The sequence below is a fragment of the Bacteroidota bacterium genome, from assembly GCA_016718825.1.
GTDB lineage: Bacteria > Bacteroidota > Bacteroidia > J057 > JADKCL01 > JADKCL01.
The window spans coordinates 242,140-261,926 of record JADKCL010000004.1; the positions used below are offsets into that span (position 1 = coordinate 242,140).

The window sequence follows — 19,787 nt, forward strand, 5'->3', positions numbered from 1 at the left end:
TGGATTTTGCTTCTTTTTTCTTCGAATGTGAAGGCCCAATCCGCTCTGCCTTACAATTGGCAACCGCGGAAAAACGAATTCCTCCGTGGGGATTCCTCGTTTTTTTTGCAGGATACCGTTCGGAACAAAAAGCGGGTTTTGGCGGTCACCGGCACAACTTTGGGTGGCTACGGCGTCGCCTATTTGGGAATGGCTTTGACTTGGTATCAAGACTATCCGCTGACCAAGTTTCACTTCTTTGACGACAACCACGAATGGGCGCAGGTCGACAAAATCGGACATACGATGGGCGGCTACCAAGGTGCCCGCGGCATGATCGGCCTCTTCAAATGGAGTGGCCTTCCCCGCAAAAAAGCTGCGCTCTATGGCGGCTTGATCGGCGGATTGGCGATGGTGCCGGTGGAATTACTGGATGGATTTGCTGAAAAATGGGGCGCCTCTTGGGGCGACATTGTGGCCGACATCAGTGGGGGCGCATTGGCTTTCGGGAATGAAATGCTTTGGTCCGAGCAGCGGATTCAAGTCAAGGTTTCCTATCATCCAACTCCCTATTCCGATGTGCGGCCCGACCTCTTCGGGGACAAATACACCAGATATTTGAAGGATTATAACGGCCATACCGGTTGGCTCAGTTTCCGAGTGCATTCCTTCCTTCCCGATGGCAAATTCAAGCAAAAGTACCCCCGTTGGCTCAATTTGGCAGTCGGTTACGGGGCGAATGGACTTTTAGGAGGCTATGACAACGGCCTTACACCTGCCATCCTTGAACGGGAATACCGTCAATATTACCTCAGCCCAGACATCGACCTCAGTGCGATCAAGACCCGCTCAGGTGCTTTGCGGCTGATTCTGGACATTCTGGATTGCATTCACCTGCCAAGTCCCGCCCTGGAATACAACAGCAAACATGGTTTGCGCTGGCATTGGTTGTATATGTAATTGAGAATGGAGAATTGAACCTTCAATATGGTTTACTTGTTGGGTTCTCAATATTCGGTTTAGGGTTCTTGGGGCCATGATTTGAATGGATTTCGAAATCTGAACCCGATCTGCAGGAGGGCTGTTGGATTAAGCCACGAATCTACATCCCCTCAATCCCCAAGATCTCGGAAAGCAGCCGCACGAGCCGCGGACGACCCGCCTTGCCCTCTATTTCGCATTCCCAGAGGATGATCACGTTCCAGCCCAATGACTGGAGCTTGTCTATGGTTGCTGCATCACGCGTTTGATTGGCTGTGATTTTGGCTTCCCAAAATGCACGACGAGTGGCGGGAAGTTTGAATTGTTTGCAATTTGCATGCCCGTGCCAGAAGCAACCATGCACAAAAATCACCGTTTTGTACCGACTGAGGACGATATCCGGCTTGCCAGGAAGTTGCTTTCCGTGCAACCGGTAACGGAATCCGCTTGCCCAAAGAAAGTGACGGACAAGCAGTTCCGGCCGCGTATTCTTGCTCGGAATCCGCGCCATCATCTCGCTACGCGTCAGAACTTTGCGTTGATGGGTCATCGGCAAATATGCTGAAAGCTGCGTCAGGAGAAAGATACGGTCAAAAGCCCTCTCCCACTCAGTACTGCAACAGCCAGTCCAATTGCTTGGCCACTTTGTCCGCGTTCGGCAGCATCAGGCCTTCCAATGTCGAATTGAGCGGAATGGCAGGCAATACCTCGGCACCGACAGCTCTGACTGGAGCGTCCAGCACCTCAAACAATTCTTCAGAAATCCGTCCGGCGAGGCTTTGGGCGAATGAATTTTCGATGCATTCCTCGGTCAAAACCAAGGCTTTTCCGTGCAGTTTCACCCTTTCGCAAATCATTTCCCAGTCGTAAGGTTGCAAACTCCGCAAATCGAGCACCTCGACGCGACCGGGGAAATTGGCCTTGGCCGCATTTTTTGCCCAGTGGACGCCCATGCCATAAGTGATCACAACGCAGGATTCGCCGTTTTCGATGGCATCGGCATCCGCTGCCAAATACGTACGCGCCTTTCCGATCGGGACGATGTAGTCATCATCCGGTTCGATGCAACGCGCATCCTTTGAACCCGGAACCTTGCCCCAATACAACCCCTTGTGCTCAAACATCACCACGGGATTCGGATCCAAAAACGCAGCTTTGAACAGACCTTTCATGTCGGCAGCATTGCTCGGATAAACGACTTTGATGCCTTTGATCGTCACAATCGCCGATTCGACGCTGCTGCTGTGAAACGGTCCGCCGCTGCCATAGGCGCCAATCGGCACCCGCAACAACATTTGAACCGGCCATTTTCCATTGCTCAGGTAGCAAGAACGGCTGACCTCGGCATACAATTGGTTCACACCGGGCCAGATATAGTCGGCAAATTGGACTTCGACGACGGGTTTCAGTCCCACGGCGCTCATGCCGACGGTCGAACCCACGATATAAGCTTCCTGAATGGGGGTATTGAAAACGCGGGAATCGCCATATTTTTTGGCCAAAGTCGCTGCCTCGCGGAACACGCCACCCAATTCGCCGCCGACGTCTTGCCCGTAAAGCAGGGCCTCGGGGAATTGCGCCAACATTTGGTCCATCGCATGCAATGCCGCGTCGACCATCGGAATCTCGGCAGCACCAGCAGGTTCGCGCACGCCCAACTCCTCGGTCACCGTTGTGGGCGCGAAGAAATGGGTTTTGAGGTCTTCAATTCCGGGTTCCGGTTCGAGCAGGGCACGCTGATAATCAGCGGCGACAAGTTTGCGGGCTTCATCTTCGATTTGCAGCAAATGCTCCTCGCCGATGCCGATTTTGAGCAATTCGTTGCGGAGTTTGGGCCAAGGATCGTTTTTGGCATGGGCCTCCAAGTCTTCTTTGGGACGGTACCATTCCTTGCGAACCCCTGAAGTATGGTGATTGAGCAGCGGCACCTCTGCATGCACCAAAAATGGGCGGCGCTCGCGGCGAATCGTATCCAAAACCCGTTGCAGGGTGTCGTAACTCTCAATAAAATCGCTGCCGTCGATGCTGATGGCCTCGAGTCCTTTGAAGCCTTGGGCGAATTCGAAGGCATTTTGCGACCGCGTCTCCCGCGCATGCGCCGAAATGTCCCATTGATTGTCCTGTACAAGGTAAAGGATCGGCAAGGAATTCAGGACGGCCTCTTGCAGGGCTTCCGAAATTTCGCCTTCGGTCATCGCCGCGTCGCCCAACGAACAGACGGCCACCGGAGGAAGGTTGTCAAAATCCAGGATGTTCCAATCGGCCAATCCGGTTTTTTCCATGTACTTGAAGCCATGGGCGACGCCGGTCATCGGAATGGCCTGCATGCCGGTTGCCGAAGATTGGTGTGGAATCTTGGGTTTGTCGGCATCGCGCAAACTCGGGTGGCCATAGTACGTGCGGCCGCCGGAGAAGGGGTCGGTCTTGCGGGCCAAAAGCTGCAACATGCAGTCATAGGGCGTCATGCCGATGCCCAGCAAAATCGAATCGTCCCTATAATAAGGTGCCACAAAGTCCTGCGGCAACAATTGCATGGCCAAGGCGAGTTGAACCGCTTCGTGCCCGCGCGAGGTCGCATGGACGTACTTGGCCGTGACCTCCTTGTTGGCTTCGTACAGCAGGGTCATTTCCTTGGCCGTACACATCAGGCGGTAGGCGTCGATCAATACATCCAGCGAAATTCTAACTTTGGTAAGCATTCGGAGAATTCACGTTTCACAAAAGACCAAAGTTAGTCACGGAGGGGCAAACGGACAAAACAGACTTCGCGATCGTCAAGTCCTTGTTGCAAGCGCCCCATTGAACAAGGTCAATTCAAAAACTGACGATTGTCAGGTTTTGGGCACCATTCCTGCGATAGCTTTGAATTCCACGAAAAAAGCGCAGAAAATGTCCTCACTCAACGAATTGCACAAAGACCACAAAACTTGGCTCGGCGAATTGGATTTTTACCAAGACGAGATCAAATTCTTCCAACAGAAGCTGTTTACGGCCATTTTGGACAACGATCATACGCCCATGACCGAGGAACATGTGCAGGAATACCGCGACCTGTTTTTCCTGACGCTCCAACGCATCGACGATCAACGGCATTTGATTTTGCGCCACGAACTCATGATCAAACGCGAAGGCCGGGAATCCTTTGATCCCAATCACGACCACGATCACCTCCGCGAACAGATGGCACACCTCGAAACTTCGCTGATGGATTTGCGCAAGCGCTTCAAGGCGTTTGCAAGCCACCATATTTGAGTTGGAGGACAATGCGAAGAGGGCGCTACCCAAATGCGGTGTGTGCGCCCTTTTCGCTCATGGATGGTGCAAGTTTAGCGAAGGTGGCGCTTACACCTTGTGCTGGAAGCGCCACCTTCGCGGACCAAACTAGCGCCACCTTCGCAGGGCAATTCTGCTGAGATTTTCCTTAATTTCAGGGCATGAAAATGTTCCTGATGCGAATTGCTTGCTGCGCGCTGCTGCTGTTGCCCGCAGCCTTGATGGGTCAATCCTACAATTACACCCTTAGTTGGACGCATGCTGCCTCGCATTTGTATGAGGTCAGTTTGAAGACGGCTCCGGCGCCCGAGGGCTTTTCCGATTTTCAGATTCCGGCGTGGCGCCCTGGACGCTATTATATACAGGACTACGCAGCAGGTGTTTCGGCCTTCCAAGCCTTTGATGCCAACGGCGCAAAACTCAGCTTTTCAAAGGTCGATGCCAATACTTGGCGCGTACCGACCCCGGCAGCCGGCGGCGAAATCGAGGTTCGCTATCAATTCTACGCCAATACGATGGATGCCGGTTCCAGCGTACTGAACAAAGCCCAAGCCTACTTCAATCCGGTCAATTTTTTCATGCACCTGCGCAACGACTACGCGCGCCCTTGCACGCTCACGGTCGCCTCGATGCCCAAGGACTGGAAATCCGCCACAGCGATGACCAAGCTTGCGGGCACCCACAATGTCTTCGTTGCGCCTGATTACCATGAATTTGTGGATTGCCCGACTATTCTTTCCCCTTCCCTCAAAACCCTGCAACGCCGCATCGGCGACACCGAATTCTACTTCCATTTCCAAGGTGAATTCGCAGGGGGAAAGGAAACCGAAGACGCATTTCTCGGCAATATCCAGAAGGTCATCGCAGAGGAAAAGGCCATTTTCGGCGAATTCCCCATGACCGAATACCATTTTATCTACCAATTGCTGCCCTACAACATGGGGCATGCGGTGGAGCATAAAAATTCTTCCTGTTTTGCCATGCCCAATACCGTGGCGCAATCTGCGGCTGCCATTGGGCGGCTCAACAGCATTTCTGCCCACGAATTTTTTCACCTTTGGAATGTCAAACGTATCCGGCCGGCTGCGATGTGGCCTTATGACTATCAAAAGGAGAATTACACGACTTTGCAGTGGTTTACCGAGGGTGTGACCGACTATTACACCTCACTTTGCCTCGCCCGCGCAGGTTTGTACACGCGGGAGACCTATTTTTCGATTCTGGCACGTACCATTCAGGCTTTGGAATCGAATTATGCCAGCCAAATCATTTCCTCGGGGCAAAGCAGCTTCGATTCTTGGCTGGAAAGGTCGGATTACCACGCCCCGTATGCCCATATTTCCTACTACACCCTCGGAACCCGCGTCGGATTGTTGCTTGACCTGCAAATCCGGGCGAAATCTGCGGGAAAATTGAGCATGGACGACGTTTTCAAGAAGCTTTACGCCGAATATTTCAAACAAAACAAGGGTTTGGAGGAAGATGCCGTACAACGCGCCATTGAAAACCTGACCGGACAAAGCTGGAAAACCTTCTTTGACCAATATGTCAACGGCACGGTTCCGCTGAACTATGCCGACTATTTTGGTCCGATGGGGCTGGAATTGGAAGAAAAGCCACTGGCGAATCAAACCTGGGAATTGTTGGGCATCGAAAAGTCGTCCAAACAATCCGAAGGATTGCTCCTCGAATCGGTGCGTCCGGGAACGGATGCCGCCATGTCGGGCCTCGGCGACGACATGCTGATCCTCAAGGTTAATGGCAAGGATTTCAAAGACTTTGACGCTGCCAAGTTTTTTGCCGAATTCAAAAAAGCCAAGGAACTTGACCTCGAAGTGGCAAGCGAAGCGGGAATGGAAACTGTCAAAGTGACATGGACAGGCACTTGGGTGCCCAAAACCTATGCGCTTGCCGTGAGCAAATCCGCCAAACCTGAACAATCGGCCTTGCTGGAAGGCTGGCTGAAATCAAGGCAATAAAAAAAGTTCGGGGATGGCACTCAAAACTGAATGCCATCCCCGAACTTTTATTTCAGATCAATCAGTGCTGATGACCGTCGCCGGGCGTATGCGCTGGTGCTGCGCCATCGGTTGGCGGTGCAATCACAACGCCGGTAAAGGTAAGGCGCTCCAAGTGCTCGACGGTATTCAAGGTGATGGTGATGTTTTTCAACTGATCGCCGACTTTGCCGGTGCTGTTAAATTGGGCTTCGATTTCGCCAGTTTGCTGAGGCGCAATCGGCTCCTTAGGCCAATTGATCGCGGTGCAACCGCAAGAAGGCTTCACATTTTCGAGCACCAAGGGATTGGCACCTGTGTTGGTGAATTTGAACTTGTGGGTGACCGTTTCGCCCTGCTTGATCTGACCAAAATCGAAGGTTGTTTCTTCAAATTTGATGGTGGTGACGGGAATGGCCGGTGCGGCTTCTTCGGCTACCGGGGCATTGGGTGTGAAGCTCACGCCTGCGGGAGTGGTTGCATCATCCGTGCGAACGGCTGCGGGCGCTGTGGGCGTGACGGCGGGTGCTGCAGCTGCATTTTTGGCAGCCGCGGCGACTTCGGCAGGTGTCATTTCGGAGGCTGGTTTCTGCGCAGAAGGTGTGGCGGAAACAGCTTTGGTGTTCTTGGCGGCCGCTTTGCGCTTGGTTTTGGTGGTTTTTGTGGTCTTTGTCGCTTGATCCGCGACGGCCGACGAGGTTTGGGCAATGGCCGTCACCGAAATCAGGAGCGCCATCAGCAGCAAGGAGGTACGTAGGATATTTTTCATTGTATTCTCTATGTTAATTGAATCAAATTGAAGTTGAAAGATACGAATTCGGTTCGGAGGTTTGCAAAAACTGGGCCAATTTCTGTCACGTAGGGGCTATCTGCGAATGCTTTCAAATTTTGCCACGAAGACACGAAGGCACAAAGTCAAGCAGCATTTCTTCGTGCCTTTGTGTCTTTGTGGCCAGAAAAACGCAACAATTACATCCCAAATACCCGCAAAGCCGTGGCACTTGTGACCCGGGCGACCTCGGCGAGGCTCACTTCCTTGACTTCGGAAAGTTTCCTGGCTATCAAGGGGATATAGCTGCTTTCATTGCGTTTGCCACGGTGCGGCACCGGCGGCAGATAAGGCGAATCCGTTTCCAAAACCAAGGCCTCCAACGGAATCTCCTTTAATACTGCCGGCAAGTCGCTGGTTTTGTACGTCAAAACGCCGCCGATCCCCATCACAAAACCGAGGTCCTGTACCTGCTTCGCATGCTCCACGGTTCCGGTAAAGCAATGGAAAATGCCTTTGAGGCGCCCATCCTGCCCTTCCCGGACCAATTCGATGACATCGTCCATGCTGTCGCGACAATGCAGTATCAACGGCAGATTTTTGGCTTTTGCCCATTCGATTTGAAGGCGAAGGGCCGCTTTTTGCTGCGGTATAAAGGTTTTGTCCCAATAATAATCCAAACCGCATTCGCCGACGCCGACATAGCCGCCCCGGTCCCATTCCTTTTCCATCGCCGCCAAAACATCCGCCCAATCCTCCCCGACCGAACCCGGATGCAGGCCCATCATCGGAAAAAAGAAGCTGCGGTCCCGGTCGGCCACGGCATTCATCTCTGCAATCGAGGGCAGGTCGATGTTGGGCAGGAAAACATGGGACAACACTTCCTTGGCCCGTTTCACGGCCTCGTCCAAATCGCCCTTGAATTGCTTGGAATACAAGTGCGAATGCGTATCAATCATTTTCATTGTCAGAGTCTTGCGAGCAATTCGGCCTTTTTGCCTTCGTACTCGAGCATGGAAAGTTTGCCGTCTTGGAAGCGTTCGTAGAGTTGGTCGATCGTGCGCATCACCTCGTCGCGCAACAATAGCCAATCCAATGCTTGCCCTTCGAAGGCCTTGTATTTTTCAGGATCGGGCGCGGTTTCATTCGCTGCATCCTTGTCAAAATAGGCCAAATCGTCCATCACCTTGGCAATCGTCGCGGCCGCGTTTTCATCCCCGAGCTTGACCTTTTGGCTGTAGGTGCTGCCCATTCCCGAAATCATGAAGTCGATGGTTTTCCCGTCTGCCTTGCAACTGCGCAGGGTTTCGAGGTCAAACATTCCGCCGTCGTAGAAGCATTTGGTATCCGTGACAATCAGGTAGGTACTGCCCCAAAATCCGGTTTCCACGTACATCGCGATCACCTCGCTCGGCTGTTTGACGCGGTTTTCCTTCATCAAAATTTTGCCGAGTTTGGTGGCAGGCAACCTCGGGGCGACAAAAAGGCCGATGTCTTCGTTGTGAGGGAACTTCCGTTTGATGAATTCGCGGTACATAAGGGACAAAATTTGATGGACAAAGTTGCGGAAAGGCAGGGCAAAACACAAGGTTGTGCAAGTTTAGAGGCATTTTCAGGACGAATGAAAAGCGATGTGGGAAAAATCATCGTCGGAAAATCCATCCATTTACCGAAATTCATCGGCTGAAGCCGACATTTCGCTCTGGTCTGCTGTTTTACCCGTAAAGTCACAATGCGCAATCTGGCCAACATTGGTTTTGAGGCACATAGCTTGGAAGAATTTCAGGCTTTGGCAGAGATGGTCTACCGCAAAGGTAAAGCCTTTAGGGCGGGCCGCAACCAATACTATTGTTTTCAAGATCCCTCCGGCGGCGAATTGTGGGTTCAAATCGACAGCGACGAACAAATCGCGGGGATGAATTGCCATTTCCATTCCTCCAATGCCATCGAAGTCGAGCTCCTGCATGCCCAAGGTTACGAGGAACGTCCGCTCGACGGCACATTTGAGGCGCGCGCGTTACATGCGGATGCAGGTACTCCCGCATCCGCACCGCATCCGATCTTCGCCTTCGACCTGCCCGACGCCCACCTCGTGCCGCATGTGCTCCTGCCCGCCAAGGCGAGCGTGCAACTCGTCGGCTTCGCCCGCGATGTGCACGTGTACGAAAACGTCGAAGACTACCGCAAAGCCCATCCCGGCAAGCCGCTCGAAGGTCTGCGCCCCATCGAGCAAGACCGTGCCCACAACGAACGCATTTCCTCCTTGATGCGCCTCGACGGGATCGTCGTCCATGCCGCCCATAAACGCAACCACCATACCCAACAGGAATTTTACTGGCTGGAAATCAAGACCGTATTCGGCAACATCGACGTAGTCGTCGCCAACCGATCGCTGCCGTTCGTTCCGCAACAAGGCCAAGTCTTCGACGGCGAAGTCCGGCTCACCGGCCGCGTCCAAATCAAAGATGCCCACGCCCAAAAACCGGGACTGATTGAGCGAATGTTCTGGAGATGAGCGTGTTGTCTGAATCAGAATTCTCAGAATTTACCGAATTCTCAGAATCAGCCTTTCTGAATCAGAATTTACAGAATTCCCGGAATTTACAGAATGGCGCTCACGCTAGCCTTCCCATTTTGGAAATTCTGCAAATTCTGTAAATTCTGATCTAGATTCTGCCCCCTAGTGGCGTGGTCTGTACACAAAAAAACCGTTCACCTTGCCGGCGCGGCTGCGCATGTACATTTCGAGGTCTTGGCCGACGACGACTTTGTCGTAGAGTTGGGAAGCGTGGTTGAGCTTGGGTTCGCCGTCTTCCACGGTGACGATGCCGCAGTGGCTCACATCGAGACCGGGTTCCGAGGAGGCGAAGGCGATGATGTCACCGTCTTTGGCCATCGGATAGTACATTTCCCGGTTTGCCGCCGGATAGAAGTACCTTGGGGTCTTGTTCAGGACCGTTTCATAGCTTTTGTGCTGCGCGCTCGTGGACAATTCGCCGTAGATGCCGGTGTTTTGGGTGATGTAATCGATCTTTTTCTTGAAGGGGAATCCATTCGCCAGCGCGACATTGAAGGCCAATCCGCTGCGGTCGAGTTCCTCCAAGGCCTGGGTAAAATAATGGATGCGGTGTTCAATGCCGCAGTTTTCGCCCCCGAAGTAGCGGATGCGGTTCAGGTTCTTGCAAAAGACATCGAAGGGTTTGCTCGCCTTGGGCACCTTGTTGCTCTGCACCTCAAACAGCGAATAGGACAAGGCCCACCATGTCTCCACAAAGGTCACACAATCAAAGCTTTGGAAGTTCACCAGGGTCTTGTCGCTCGGGCAACCCGCGCCACCGGAACCGTAGGGAATCCCCTTGAACTTCGGCAGAAGTTTGCTCGTGAGCTCTTCGTAAAAAAAGTAGCCCATCCCCTTCCCTTCCTGATACAAGGATTCGAATTTGGCCATCGACCCATTGACCACATAGTGGTTGCTCGGCGGAACCGGACCTGCACCCGCAGAGCCGCCCGAGGCGTAGGAGACGAAAGCAAACAGACTGAAAACCAACGCGCAAAGCAAGATGCGTGTCATAAGCCCTTTTCCCAAATAAGCATTAATCCCAAAATTTCCCGGCCCAGCAAAGCCGTTCTTTCTTCCAAACTAAGCTCAAGTTAAGGAGTACCTGTGAATTCTGCAACTGTTTTCCTTTGGATTCTTGCCACCCTCCTTCGGCGGACGCGGCGAAGACACAAAGGCACGTAGAAAATGCTGCCTGACTTTGTGTCTTCGTGACTTCGTGGCCAAACAAGAAACCCTACAAATTGAACCAATAATTCAATTTCAGCACGACGGCGCGGTTCTTGACGCTGATGCCGGGCATGTTGTAGTTGTCGGTCAATACAAGGTAAAGGTCACTCATCGGCTTGAAGCGCCATTGCAACCTTGCATTGATGTTGAAATTTTGCGTCTGCGTATTAAACTGAAAGAAAGTCGTGAAAAACAGGCTTCGCGTAAATGACAATTCGAAGCGAGGACTGATCAAACTCAAAAATACCGTCGTATCGGGCAGCACAATATAGTTTTCGTCGAAGTCAATCGAAAAAATCCCCCAAGGCTGCGCACGGAAACTGAGTGTGCCGCCAACATTTCCGCGCTGCCCATTGAAGTATCCCCCATAACTCGCCCGGGCAGTGTAGGTAAATTTCTTGCGGAAGTCGGATGCATATTCGATCGTGGCGTCGCGCCATGCATACCCCGTCGAATCGGCCAAGGGCGTCGCGCCCGTATTGCTCGGGTCAAATGAGTTTTGCAAAAACACGTAAGACTGCTTGGCGCCGACACCAAACTCCGCCCGGTTGCGCATCACGAAACTATAACCGAGGCTCGTCACGCGTTCGATACTTTGCCAGCTTTCATTGTCCCAATACCAGCTCGCATAAAACTCCGGACCATGGCTCAATACCGGTCCCTTTTTCGGATAAAATTTGTAGGTGCCATTTGGTTCCAGCCTGAAATATTGCAGACGCGGCACAAATCCGACCTCTGCATTGTAGTTGCGGTCCACCCATTCATGGTTGTAGTGGAAGGTGAGAAATTGGTCGCTGTACATCATCCAGACGCCATTGGCACTCTCCTTCTTTTGTCTTTCAGGGCCGAATGAGCGGTGGTAAAATCCCTTTCCGCGCCAACGGTTGTCTTTGGAACCGTAATTGTAGTCCAAACCGCCCACCAAATTGTAGTCGGTAAAATCCGGACGTTTGCCGTTGAATCCGAGGCGGTTCACCAACATGGCACCGACGCTGCTGCGGGCCAACACCTTCCGCTGAATGGACATCACACCATAATTTTGCCCCTGCAAACCCAAGGCCCCGATGCCCTCCGTTTGCATGTCCATCACGCCGATGCGCCAATTGGGATTGAGCTTGCCACTGAGCCTTGCACCGCCTAATATCGGCACCTCACGTCCCTGTGCCAAACCAATTCGCCGCGAAAAGAAGGGCCGTATCTGCGAAAACCCATTCTGTGCAAACAAGTCACTGTTCTCTATGAAAAACTGCCGACGTTCAGGAAAAAACAGGCTGAAACGGCTCAGATTCGTCACCTGTCGGTCCACTTCTACCTGCGAAAAATCCGGATTGACGGTCAAATCCAAATTCAAGGAAGAGGTGACCGCAATCTTCGCATCGAGGCAAATATTGGGCTTAAATTGTTCGTCCCCTGCCTGATAATCGCCCGTGTACCTCCCCAAAACGTAGGGAATCAAGGACACATTCGGGCCAGAACGCTTGGGCGGCTCGTCGAAGATCATCTCCCCCGTAAATGCAAGTGTCGCAACATTAAATGCTCTGGGGACTGGCACCCAGCAGCTGTTTTCATTGCATTTGAGGTTATTGCGGCTAAAGTTGATGCGCCAAGAATTTGCGCCCTCATTAAACCGCAATGTTTTGAAGGGAATGGCCATTTCGACCTCCCAACGGTCCTCATATTGCGCAACTTCCGAATACCATTTATTGTCCCAATTGGTGGTCACACCAAACGAGCCACCATTCTCCAAAAGTCCCTCCCGCTGCACGCCAAGAGGCGAAACGGTAAAATTGAAACCATTCGTTTTGTCATTGAACGGATCAATATATACCCCAAATGCATCCGTCACCGGATAGGAAAAATCACGTTTGAGCGACTGCACAATATAGTCCCCCGCCTTGTCGTCCCAACAGACCGCCGAAATGTACAAAAACTGATCGTTGTAGGTCACGCGCACCTCCGTATGCGAGACCGCATCAGCCGTATCGTAAGGATATTGCTGCCAAAAATTCCGCGCTACTTCGGCGGATTTCCAGTCTGATTCCTCGATTTTCCCATCCACCTGAATCGGGGAAACGGCCTTGTGAATCCGAAGGCCCTTGGCAGGCTGCGCGACAGAATCCATCTGTGAATAGGCCCCCACAGGCGCAAAAAGGCATATCCACACGCCCAACAGGCGCACGACCCACGACATCAATTTCAATTTTGCTCTCATCGACAAGGCGAAGATAGCGCATTTGTGGATACTTGGCGGGGGCGGATGTTGCGGGAATTGGGGGGCTGGGCCACCCAAACCCCACTCACTCAAAAATTCCAACCATTCGCGCATCCCCAAGCACCAATCCAATGCCGCGGGCGCTACCTTCGCGGCATCAAAAAAACAGAAACAAAATGAGCACAACATACTTCACAGCAGACACGCATTTCGGACACGAAAACATCATCAAATACACCAAAAGGCCTTTTGCTACTGCCAATCATATGGATGAAATCCTGATTGCGAATTGGAATTCGGTGGTGGGGCCCGACGATGAGGTTTACCATTTGGGGGATTTTGCCTTGTGCAATGTCGAACCTTGCAAACGGATTTTGGACCGGTTGAATGGGAAGATCTACCTGATCAAGGGCAACCACGAGAAAACGGCACTTTCGATGCCCGACCGGTTTGAGTGGGTCAAAGATTACCATGAAATGTACCATCCGGATCCTGCAGGAAATGGCAAACAAATGATCGTATTGATGCATTACGCGATGCGCGTCTGGAACGCGTCGCACCATGGATCCTGGCAATTGTATGGCCATAGCCACGGGACTTTGCCCGATGATCCGACGCTCCTCAGCATCGATGTCGGGGTGGATTGCCATGGTTATGCCCCGATTTCGTTTCAGCAGATTCGGAAAATCATGGAACAGAAAACTTGGGTTAGACCGTTTTGAGTTCAGAGTTCAGAGTCAGCATTGGGCTGTGTTCGTGTTTGGGCTGATTGTGGAGAGTTGAGAGTTGAGAGTTACTCGTTAGTGGCTGCGTTTTATACGGCATATTTCTGCCTGAAGGCTTCCAACTTTACGACGCGCCCAGGAGCGATGTTAGCATCACCTTTGGCACTGGAATCGAGATGAGGCTGTGCGATCTCTACTTTTCTATACGAAAGACTTTCTGCCACTTTCCGAACGCTTTGCGGGCGGCGCCTGTCCCGCGAGCGGGGCGTTTAAACCGTCCGCAACAAAAAACCAATCCCCATTCGTAAATTGCGGCATGTTGCTACGCCGAATTTTGCTGTTTCTCTCGCTCACACTCACACTCGCTTGCTCACACTCGCTTGCGCATGCGCAAGCGTTGCCCCGCAGGATGGTCGCTGTGATGCCCAATGCGCTGACCGAGACTTCGGGATTGATTTTCACGGGACCGAACCGGCTGTGGAGCCACAACGATGGCGGCAATCCGAATGAAATCCATCAAATTGATACCAATGGCACGGTTTTGCGCACGTTGACATTGTCGGGCGTGAGCAACAACGATTGGGAAGACCTGACCCAAAATGATGCGGGCGAAGTGTTTGTCGGCGACTTCGGCAACAATTCCAACAACCGCACAGGCCTCGTCATTTACAAGCTTCCCAATCCCGACAGCATCGCCGGCAACAGCGTTGTTCCGGGCCGCATCGACTTCAGTTATCCCGATCAATTCGACTTTCCGCCGGCGGATTCCTTGCTCAATTTTGACATGGAGGCCTTTGTGGCCTATGGCGATTCGCTGTACCTCTTCTCCAAAAACAGGACAAATCCATTCGACGGCTACACCAAAATGTATCGGCTGCCGCAAGATACAGGCACGTATGTCGCCGAATTGATCGACAGCATTTACCTCGGTCCGGGTCCGATGCTCAATTATTGGGTCAGCGGCGCAGCTTTGAGTCCGGGCAAGGACCACTTGGTGCTGCTCTCCTATCCACGGTGTTGGATCTTTTCCTGCTTCCAAGGTGCGGACTTTTTTGGCGGGTCCAATGTGATGCGCACCTATGCCTTTACGCAAATCGAGGCGGCAGCTTGGAAGGACAGCACCCACCTGTACATGACTGACGAATTGCTCAACGGCGTATTGGGCGGCAATCTTTACGAAGCCGACATGACCACGCTTGTGACGCCTCCGAATGCGGATTTGGGAGCCGACATCGTCTTTTTTGGGGATACCTTGTTGCTGCAAGCGCCAGTCGTGCCCGGGGCGCAATATCTCTGGAGCAACGGCGCGACGACCAATCCTGCTGTAATTACGCAGGCGGGAACTTATACGCTGGTGGTCACGGCGGCGAATGGTTGCACGGATACCGATACGATTGTCGTGACGTTTCTTACGCAAAATGACACAGAAACCCATGATGCAATGATGATTGCAGCCCAGCCGAATCCATTTGACAGCGCAACCCAAGTACATCTTTCCCTGGTCCAACCCGGAACTTTGAGCTGGAAATTGTCGGACTTGCAAGGTCGAATCGTTGCCTCGGAAGGCGAAAAGACGGTTCAAGCCGGAAAATGGACGCAAGCAGTCGGAGCCAACCTCAAAAGCGGAATCTATTTCATGGAAGTGACCTTCGAAAGTGAACGCCTTACCGTGAAGTTGGTGAAGCAGTAATCGTGGAGGAAGACAAAAGATGCTGCAACCGTTTCGGCGGAATACAGAATTTTGACTAACTTTCGGGCCGAATTATCATTCTAGCGTCCTGTGGAGCTGTTTCCATGAGGGCGGATTTACTTAACACCTGAAATTAGAAAATGGGATTTGTACAGGAATTCAAGGATTTTGCCATGCGTGGCAACTTGGTCGACCTCGCAGTCGGTGTGGTCATCGGCGCCGCATTTGGCAAGGTTGTGACTGCCTTTATTGATGGGATGGTCATGCCCTTGATTGGAATGCTCACTGGCGGCGTGGACTTTAACAACCTGTATTTCAGTTTGAGTGAAAAGGTGACTGCGGCGCAAGCAGCAACACCGGGACTCCCGCTGGAAGAAGCAAAAAAATTGGGTGCTGTCATTGCTTACGGCAGCTTCATCACCGTGGTCATTGACTTTTTGGTCGTCGCTTTGGTGATTTTCATGGTGATCAAAGCCATGAACCGCATGAAGAAAAAGCAAGCCGAAGCGCCTGCCGCACCGGTTGCACCACCTGCACCCACCAAGGAAGAGCTTTTGCTCACCGAGATTCGCGACGCGTTGGTCAAGCGCAACTAATCACTCATGTCAAAAAGGGCAATCTGCGAGGGGAAAAAGCTTCCCTTGGCGGGTTGCCCTTTTTTCAATTAAGCGCCAAACGATGCGGACTTTGAAAGGCTCCGCATTTAGCTTCGCTGAACTTCGTTTCTCATTTGCTGACGCGATTGCTCACAGATGACTATTTCAAAGGTCTTCGCGATGTACGCAATGTTGCCTCTCCATCTTCGGCTCGGAGCTGCGTTAGCTTCGCAATTGGCTGCGCCGATCTTCGATGAGCTTCGCTGATTTGCTTCGCAGTTCTCCATTATCCATTATCCATTTTCCATTCTCCATTTTCCATTCATCATTTTCCATTCTCCATTCACCTCATGAAACATTTCATTTTCTTGTTGCTGCTGCTTTGCGGCGCTCAGGCCTTCGCTCAAACAACCGATACCATCCCAAAACCATGGACCAAGGGCGGTCAGGGTGGCATTACCTACAATCAGGTTGCCCTCTCCAACTGGGCTTCCGGTGGTCAGAGCAACATGACCTTGATCGGCAACCTCAATGTATTTGCCAACCGCAAGGCGGCTACGAGTTCTTGGGACAATTCGCTGGATTTGGCCTACGGATTCTTGAAAAACAACTTCATCTACGATCCAAAAGGACCGGTGACCAAGGCCGAGGACAAAATCGAATTGAACTCCAAATACGGCAAAAAAGCCTGGAGCGAAAAGGTGTTTTATTCGGGTTTGGCCACGTTCCGCACGCAGTTTGCCAAAGGTTTTGCGAAGCCATTGGACAGCGTGTACATTTCACGTGCCCTATCGCCTGCCTACTTGATCCTTGCCGCCGGACTCGACTGGAAACCAAAGGACTATCTTTCCGTCTTTGTTTCTCCTATTTCTGGAAAAATGACCATTGTGGGTGACGACAGCCTCGCAAACGTCGGGGCTTTCGGCGTCAATTCCCGGGACCAATTCGGTGATTTCCGGCCAGGTTCCTATACCAAGATGCGCATGGAATTCGGAGCGACATTGAAGGCCAAATTCAAGAAGGACATCATGAAAAATGTCGGATTGGAAAGCAACCTTGAACTTTTCAGCAACTACATCGACCGTCCGGAAAACATTGACATACGCTGGTCAAATGCGGTTGTCGCAAAAATCAACAAGTACTTGGTGGTAAATCTGTTTACGGACATGATTTATGACCACGACATCGCGATTCCGCAGGTCAATCCCCGCACGGGCGAACCAGTACTCGATGGCAATGGCGTGCAACGCAAAAGTCCGAATCTGCAATTCAAGGAGGTGTTTGGCCTCGGATTTTCGTATAAATTTTAAGGTAGCATAGGGTTCCACCCCGCATCTCAGGGCTTGGCCTGTAGGGCGACGAGCGCTGCGATGCTTGCTTCAGCAGATTTGATCAAGTCCTCGACGTGCGGCACAATGGTTTCCAAGTGTTGATTGGCATTGATGGCGGATTCGATTTCATTGATTAATTGCGCTGCATAGGGCACATTAAACAACAGCAGCGAGGGTTTAACGCCATGGACGACCTTCGCGAGGGTATTTGTATCCCCATATTGCAGGGATTGTTGCATTTCATTGATCGCTTTGGGCACCTCGGTGAGGAAGATGTCGATCATTTCCCGTCGAAAGGCCTTGTCGTTGCCAACAATGGCTTCCAAGGCCGTCAGATCGGGTTTGGGTAGCGGTAGACTGTCGCTCAAATTCTGCTGCCTTGATTCCGTTTTGTGCGCGAGTTCGGCGATTTTTGCGGCCAATTGTGCCGCTTGAAAAGGTTTGGCTACGAAAGCATTCATCCCCGCTTCGAGGCAGCGATCGATTTCGGAGCGAAGTGCATGGGCAGTGAGCGCGATGATCGGGAGGGTGCGCAATTCAGGGTCACCGAGGTTGCGGATCGCGCGCGTAGCTTCCAAACCGTCCATTTCGGGCATTTGGACGTCCATCAAAACCAAGTCGGGTCTTTGGGATTGTACCATCTCGACGGCTTCGCGGCCGTTGTTGGCTACGAGGACGGAATGCCCAAGATTTTCAAGGACAATGGTGGCCAATCGCTGATTGAGGCGATTGTCTTCGGCAAGCAATATCCGCAGTGGCAACACGATCGGTGCGGGTGTAGGCGCCTCCAATGCGGTCGGAATTCCAGAGGATTGGTCTGAGGGTCTGCCAAAACTCAATTCGAAGAAAAACAACGAACCAACCCCTGGCGTGCTTTCAAGACCGATTTTACCTCCTTGAGACTCGACAATGCGCTTGCTGATGGTCAGGCCAAGGCCGGTTCCGCCAAATTTGCGCGTCGTTTCGCTGCTCGCTTGCGTGAAGCTTTCAAAGATGGCCTGCTGTTTTTCCAAAGGAATGCCGATCCCGGTATCCGCCACCTCAAACAGCAGGCGTACGGTGGATTCATTTTCTTCGATCAGCTTGACTTCGACGTCGATTTCACCTGTCGAAGTAAACTTCAGCGCATTGCTGATCAGGTTCATCAACACTTGTTTGAGCCGCGCCATATCGCCCACGACCACGGGCGGCACGCCGGGCCCAGCGGAGACATTCAATTCGAGACCAGATTCAGCAACTTTCTGCTTGAAAATTTCCTTGAGAGAATGCAGCAATTCGTTGATGGAAAATGAATCGGTTTCGAAGATCATTTTCCCTGCCTCGATTTTAGATAGATCGAGAATGTCGTTGATGATGGCAAGCAAGGCAGCCCCTGAAAGATCGATGGCCTCGAGGTATTCCCGTTGCAGGGGCGACAGTTTTGATTCGAGCAACAATTTGGAAAACCCGATGATGGCATTCATCGGCGTGCGAATCTCATGGCTCATATTGGCAAGAAATTCCTGCTTGGCGTGTGCATTGCGCTCCGCGAGTTCTTTGGCATCCAGCAATTCCTGCTCGATTTCCTTGCGGGTGCTGATGTCTTGGATCGTTCCGATGACCTTCAATACATTTCCCCCGACATCCAAAATCGGCTTGCCTTGCATTTCGACAGGGATCATCTCGCCATTTTCCTTCACGATTCGCAGGTCTACCTTAAATGCCTGTTTCTGGAGAACGCAGCGTTGGAAGGCATCAACAAAGCGCTCGAGGCAATCCCGCAAAAGGTATTTTGTGAAGCTTTGGGAAGGCATGAAGCGGTTGCTTGCATCGGCCCTGCCAAAAATATGAAAGACCTGCTCGGTCCAATATTCCTGTTCGGTAACAGGATCCCATTCCCAGCTGCCGATATTGGCAATCCGCTGTGCTTCAGCAAGTCTTGCCTCTGATTCGGAGAGCGCGATGGCGGTTTTTTTCCGTTCCTCCTCGGCAAGCTGCATGCGCAAGGCGTTGCGCAAAACGGTGCCGACCGCCTCGGAATTGAGCAAGTTTTTGGTGATATAATCACTTCCCCCTGCGCGCATGACCTCGACGGCGATTTTTTCATCTCCCTGCGAAGTCACCACCACGACGGGCATGTGAAAGCCCTTTGCCCTGAAGAGCTTCAACAATTCCAACCCATCACCACCGGGAAGCCGGTAATCCAAAAACACGCAATCCCAATTCCGGATGCCGATTTGCTCCCAAGCCTGCCGGATGCTCTCTGCCTCCACCAAATCCACGTTCCATCCATCCTTTTGCAAGGCGCGCGAAATCGTGCGACGATCAACTTGATCATCGTCGATCAGCAGAATATGTCGCAATTGATTCATGGTAACAGCCTTCTCTGGATCAGACTTTCCAAGTTTCAAAATCTTTTGGGAAAGCACCTACGCAAGCGATGTTTTTCTTGAGCGATTCGTCAGAAA

16 protein-coding genes are annotated in these 19,787 nt (G+C 52.1%); 8 read left to right on the plus strand and 8 right to left on the minus strand.

From position 1 onward, the window contains the following. The first annotated feature begins 27 nt into the window (after positions 1-27). Complete coding sequence (locus tag IPN95_06205; protein ID MBK9448997.1) at positions 28-939, plus strand: DUF2279 domain-containing protein; 912 nt, start codon at positions 28-30, stop codon at positions 937-939. 142 nt (positions 940-1,081) lie between these two features. Here the strand turns inward: IPN95_06205 and vsr are convergent, their stop codons facing one another. Both vsr and IPN95_06215 read right to left on the minus strand, forming a co-directional pair. Continuing rightward, complete coding sequence (gene vsr, locus IPN95_06210; GenBank protein ID MBK9448998.1) at positions 1,082-1,510, minus strand: DNA mismatch endonuclease Vsr; 429 nt, start codon at positions 1,508-1,510, stop codon at positions 1,082-1,084. 58 nt (positions 1,511-1,568) lie between these two features. Beyond that, entirely contained in the window at positions 1,569-3,659 is a 2,091-nt protein-coding gene (locus IPN95_06215) for a tungsten formylmethanofuran dehydrogenase (protein MBK9448999.1), read from the minus strand. A gap of 190 nt (positions 3,660-3,849) precedes the next feature. Here IPN95_06215 and IPN95_06220 point away from each other — a divergent pair, with 190 nt between their 5' ends. Together IPN95_06220 and IPN95_06225 are read left to right on the plus strand one after the other, a co-directional pair. Continuing rightward, positions 3,850-4,212, plus strand: coding sequence for a hypothetical protein (locus IPN95_06220; protein MBK9449000.1), 363 nt, complete (start codon positions 3,850-3,852; stop codon positions 4,210-4,212). Positions 4,213-4,394: 182 nt separating this feature from the next. Beyond that, on the plus strand, positions 4,395-6,212 hold the full coding sequence (locus tag IPN95_06225) for a M61 family metallopeptidase (GenBank protein MBK9449001.1): 1,818 nt from the start codon (positions 4,395-4,397) through the stop codon (positions 6,210-6,212). Between the two features lie 61 nt (positions 6,213-6,273). Here IPN95_06225 and IPN95_06230 read toward each other — a convergent pair whose 3' ends face one another. The 3 genes from IPN95_06230 to IPN95_06240 form a co-directional block, all read right to left on the minus strand. Further along, positions 6,274-6,804, minus strand: a complete 531-nt coding sequence (locus IPN95_06230; GenBank protein ID MBK9449002.1) for a DUF1573 domain-containing protein — start codon at positions 6,802-6,804, stop codon at positions 6,274-6,276. A gap of 395 nt (positions 6,805-7,199) precedes the next feature. After that, on the minus strand, positions 7,200-7,964 hold the full coding sequence (locus IPN95_06235) for a TatD family hydrolase (protein ID MBK9449003.1): 765 nt from the start codon (positions 7,962-7,964) through the stop codon (positions 7,200-7,202). A gap of 2 nt (positions 7,965-7,966) precedes the next feature. Next, positions 7,967-8,536 (minus strand): hypothetical protein, encoded by a 570-nt coding sequence (locus IPN95_06240; protein MBK9449004.1) that lies wholly within the window; start codon positions 8,534-8,536, stop codon positions 7,967-7,969. 195 nt (positions 8,537-8,731) lie between these two features. Between IPN95_06240 and IPN95_06245 the strand changes: the two genes are divergently transcribed. Beyond that, positions 8,732-9,514 carry a hypothetical protein gene (locus IPN95_06245; protein MBK9449005.1) on the plus strand — a complete coding sequence of 261 codons (783 nt, stop codon included), beginning with the start codon at positions 8,732-8,734 and terminating at the stop codon, positions 9,512-9,514. 165 nt (positions 9,515-9,679) lie between these two features. Here the strand turns inward: IPN95_06245 and IPN95_06250 are convergent, their stop codons facing one another. Then, positions 9,680-10,570: a DUF1460 domain-containing protein gene (locus IPN95_06250; protein MBK9449006.1), complete on the minus strand. Its 891-nt coding sequence runs from the start codon at positions 10,568-10,570 to the stop codon at positions 9,680-9,682. A gap of 223 nt (positions 10,571-10,793) precedes the next feature. Then, the gene (locus tag IPN95_06255; protein ID MBK9449007.1) at positions 10,794-12,998 is read right to left on the minus strand and encodes a carbohydrate binding family 9 domain-containing protein; all 2,205 of its coding nucleotides are present in this window, start codon (positions 12,996-12,998) and stop codon (positions 10,794-10,796) included. A 176-nt stretch (positions 12,999-13,174) separates the two neighbouring features. Between IPN95_06255 and IPN95_06260 the strand changes: the two genes are divergently transcribed. The 4 genes from IPN95_06260 to IPN95_06275 all read left to right on the plus strand — a co-directional run bounded on the left by IPN95_06260 (position 13,175) and on the right by IPN95_06275 (position 17,319). After that, positions 13,175-13,720: a phosphoesterase gene (locus tag IPN95_06260; GenBank protein ID MBK9449008.1), complete on the plus strand. Its 546-nt coding sequence runs from the start codon at positions 13,175-13,177 to the stop codon at positions 13,718-13,720. 319 nt (positions 13,721-14,039) lie between these two features. Further along, complete coding sequence (locus IPN95_06265) at positions 14,040-15,413, plus strand: T9SS type A sorting domain-containing protein (protein MBK9449009.1); 1,374 nt, start codon at positions 14,040-14,042, stop codon at positions 15,411-15,413. A 140-nt stretch (positions 15,414-15,553) separates the two neighbouring features. Further along, positions 15,554-16,009 carry a large conductance mechanosensitive channel protein MscL gene (gene mscL, locus IPN95_06270; protein ID MBK9449010.1) on the plus strand — a complete coding sequence of 152 codons (456 nt, stop codon included), beginning with the start codon at positions 15,554-15,556 and terminating at the stop codon, positions 16,007-16,009. Between the two features lie 350 nt (positions 16,010-16,359). After that, positions 16,360-17,319 (plus strand): DUF3078 domain-containing protein, encoded by a 960-nt coding sequence (locus tag IPN95_06275; protein ID MBK9449011.1) that lies wholly within the window; start codon positions 16,360-16,362, stop codon positions 17,317-17,319. A 26-nt stretch (positions 17,320-17,345) separates the two neighbouring features. Here IPN95_06275 and IPN95_06280 read toward each other — a convergent pair whose 3' ends face one another. After that, entirely contained in the window at positions 17,346-19,691 is a 2,346-nt protein-coding gene (locus IPN95_06280; GenBank protein ID MBK9449012.1) for a response regulator, read from the minus strand. Between the last annotated feature and the right edge of the window lie 96 nt (positions 19,692-19,787).

What these genes read in the sequence shown, in the direction of transcription:
- IPN95_06245 (MBK9449005.1), top strand. Translation starts at nt 8,732, where the DNA reads ATGCGCAATCTGGCCAACATTGGTTTTGAGGCACATAGCTTGGAAGAA.
- IPN95_06275 (MBK9449011.1), top strand. Translation starts at nt 16,360, where the DNA reads ATGAAACATTTCATTTTCTTGTTGCTGCTGCTTTGCGGCGCTCAGGCC.
- IPN95_06215 (MBK9448999.1), bottom strand. Translation starts at nt 3,659, where the DNA reads ATGCTTACCAAAGTTAGAATTTCGCTGGATGTATTGATCGACGCCTAC.
- IPN95_06240 (MBK9449004.1), bottom strand. Translation starts at nt 8,536, where the DNA reads ATGTACCGCGAATTCATCAAACGGAAGTTCCCTCACAACGAAGACATC.
- IPN95_06260 (MBK9449008.1), top strand. Translation starts at nt 13,175, where the DNA reads ATGAGCACAACATACTTCACAGCAGACACGCATTTCGGACACGAAAAC.
- IPN95_06250 (MBK9449006.1), bottom strand. Translation starts at nt 10,570, where the DNA reads ATGACACGCATCTTGCTTTGCGCGTTGGTTTTCAGTCTGTTTGCTTTC.
- IPN95_06255 (MBK9449007.1), bottom strand. Translation starts at nt 12,998, where the DNA reads ATGAGAGCAAAATTGAAATTGATGTCGTGGGTCGTGCGCCTGTTGGGC.
- IPN95_06230 (MBK9449002.1), bottom strand. Translation starts at nt 6,804, where the DNA reads ATGACACCTGCCGAAGTCGCCGCGGCTGCCAAAAATGCAGCTGCAGCA.
- vsr (MBK9448998.1), bottom strand. Translation starts at nt 1,510, where the DNA reads ATGACCCATCAACGCAAAGTTCTGACGCGTAGCGAGATGATGGCGCGG.
- IPN95_06220 (MBK9449000.1), top strand. Translation starts at nt 3,850, where the DNA reads ATGTCCTCACTCAACGAATTGCACAAAGACCACAAAACTTGGCTCGGC.
- IPN95_06265 (MBK9449009.1), top strand. Translation starts at nt 14,040, where the DNA reads ATGTTGCTACGCCGAATTTTGCTGTTTCTCTCGCTCACACTCACACTC.
- mscL (MBK9449010.1), top strand. Translation starts at nt 15,554, where the DNA reads ATGGGATTTGTACAGGAATTCAAGGATTTTGCCATGCGTGGCAACTTG.
- IPN95_06280 (MBK9449012.1), bottom strand. Translation starts at nt 19,691, where the DNA reads ATGAATCAATTGCGACATATTCTGCTGATCGACGATGATCAAGTTGAT.
- IPN95_06225 (MBK9449001.1), top strand. Translation starts at nt 4,395, where the DNA reads ATGAAAATGTTCCTGATGCGAATTGCTTGCTGCGCGCTGCTGCTGTTG.
- IPN95_06235 (MBK9449003.1), bottom strand. Translation starts at nt 7,964, where the DNA reads ATGAAAATGATTGATACGCATTCGCACTTGTATTCCAAGCAATTCAAG.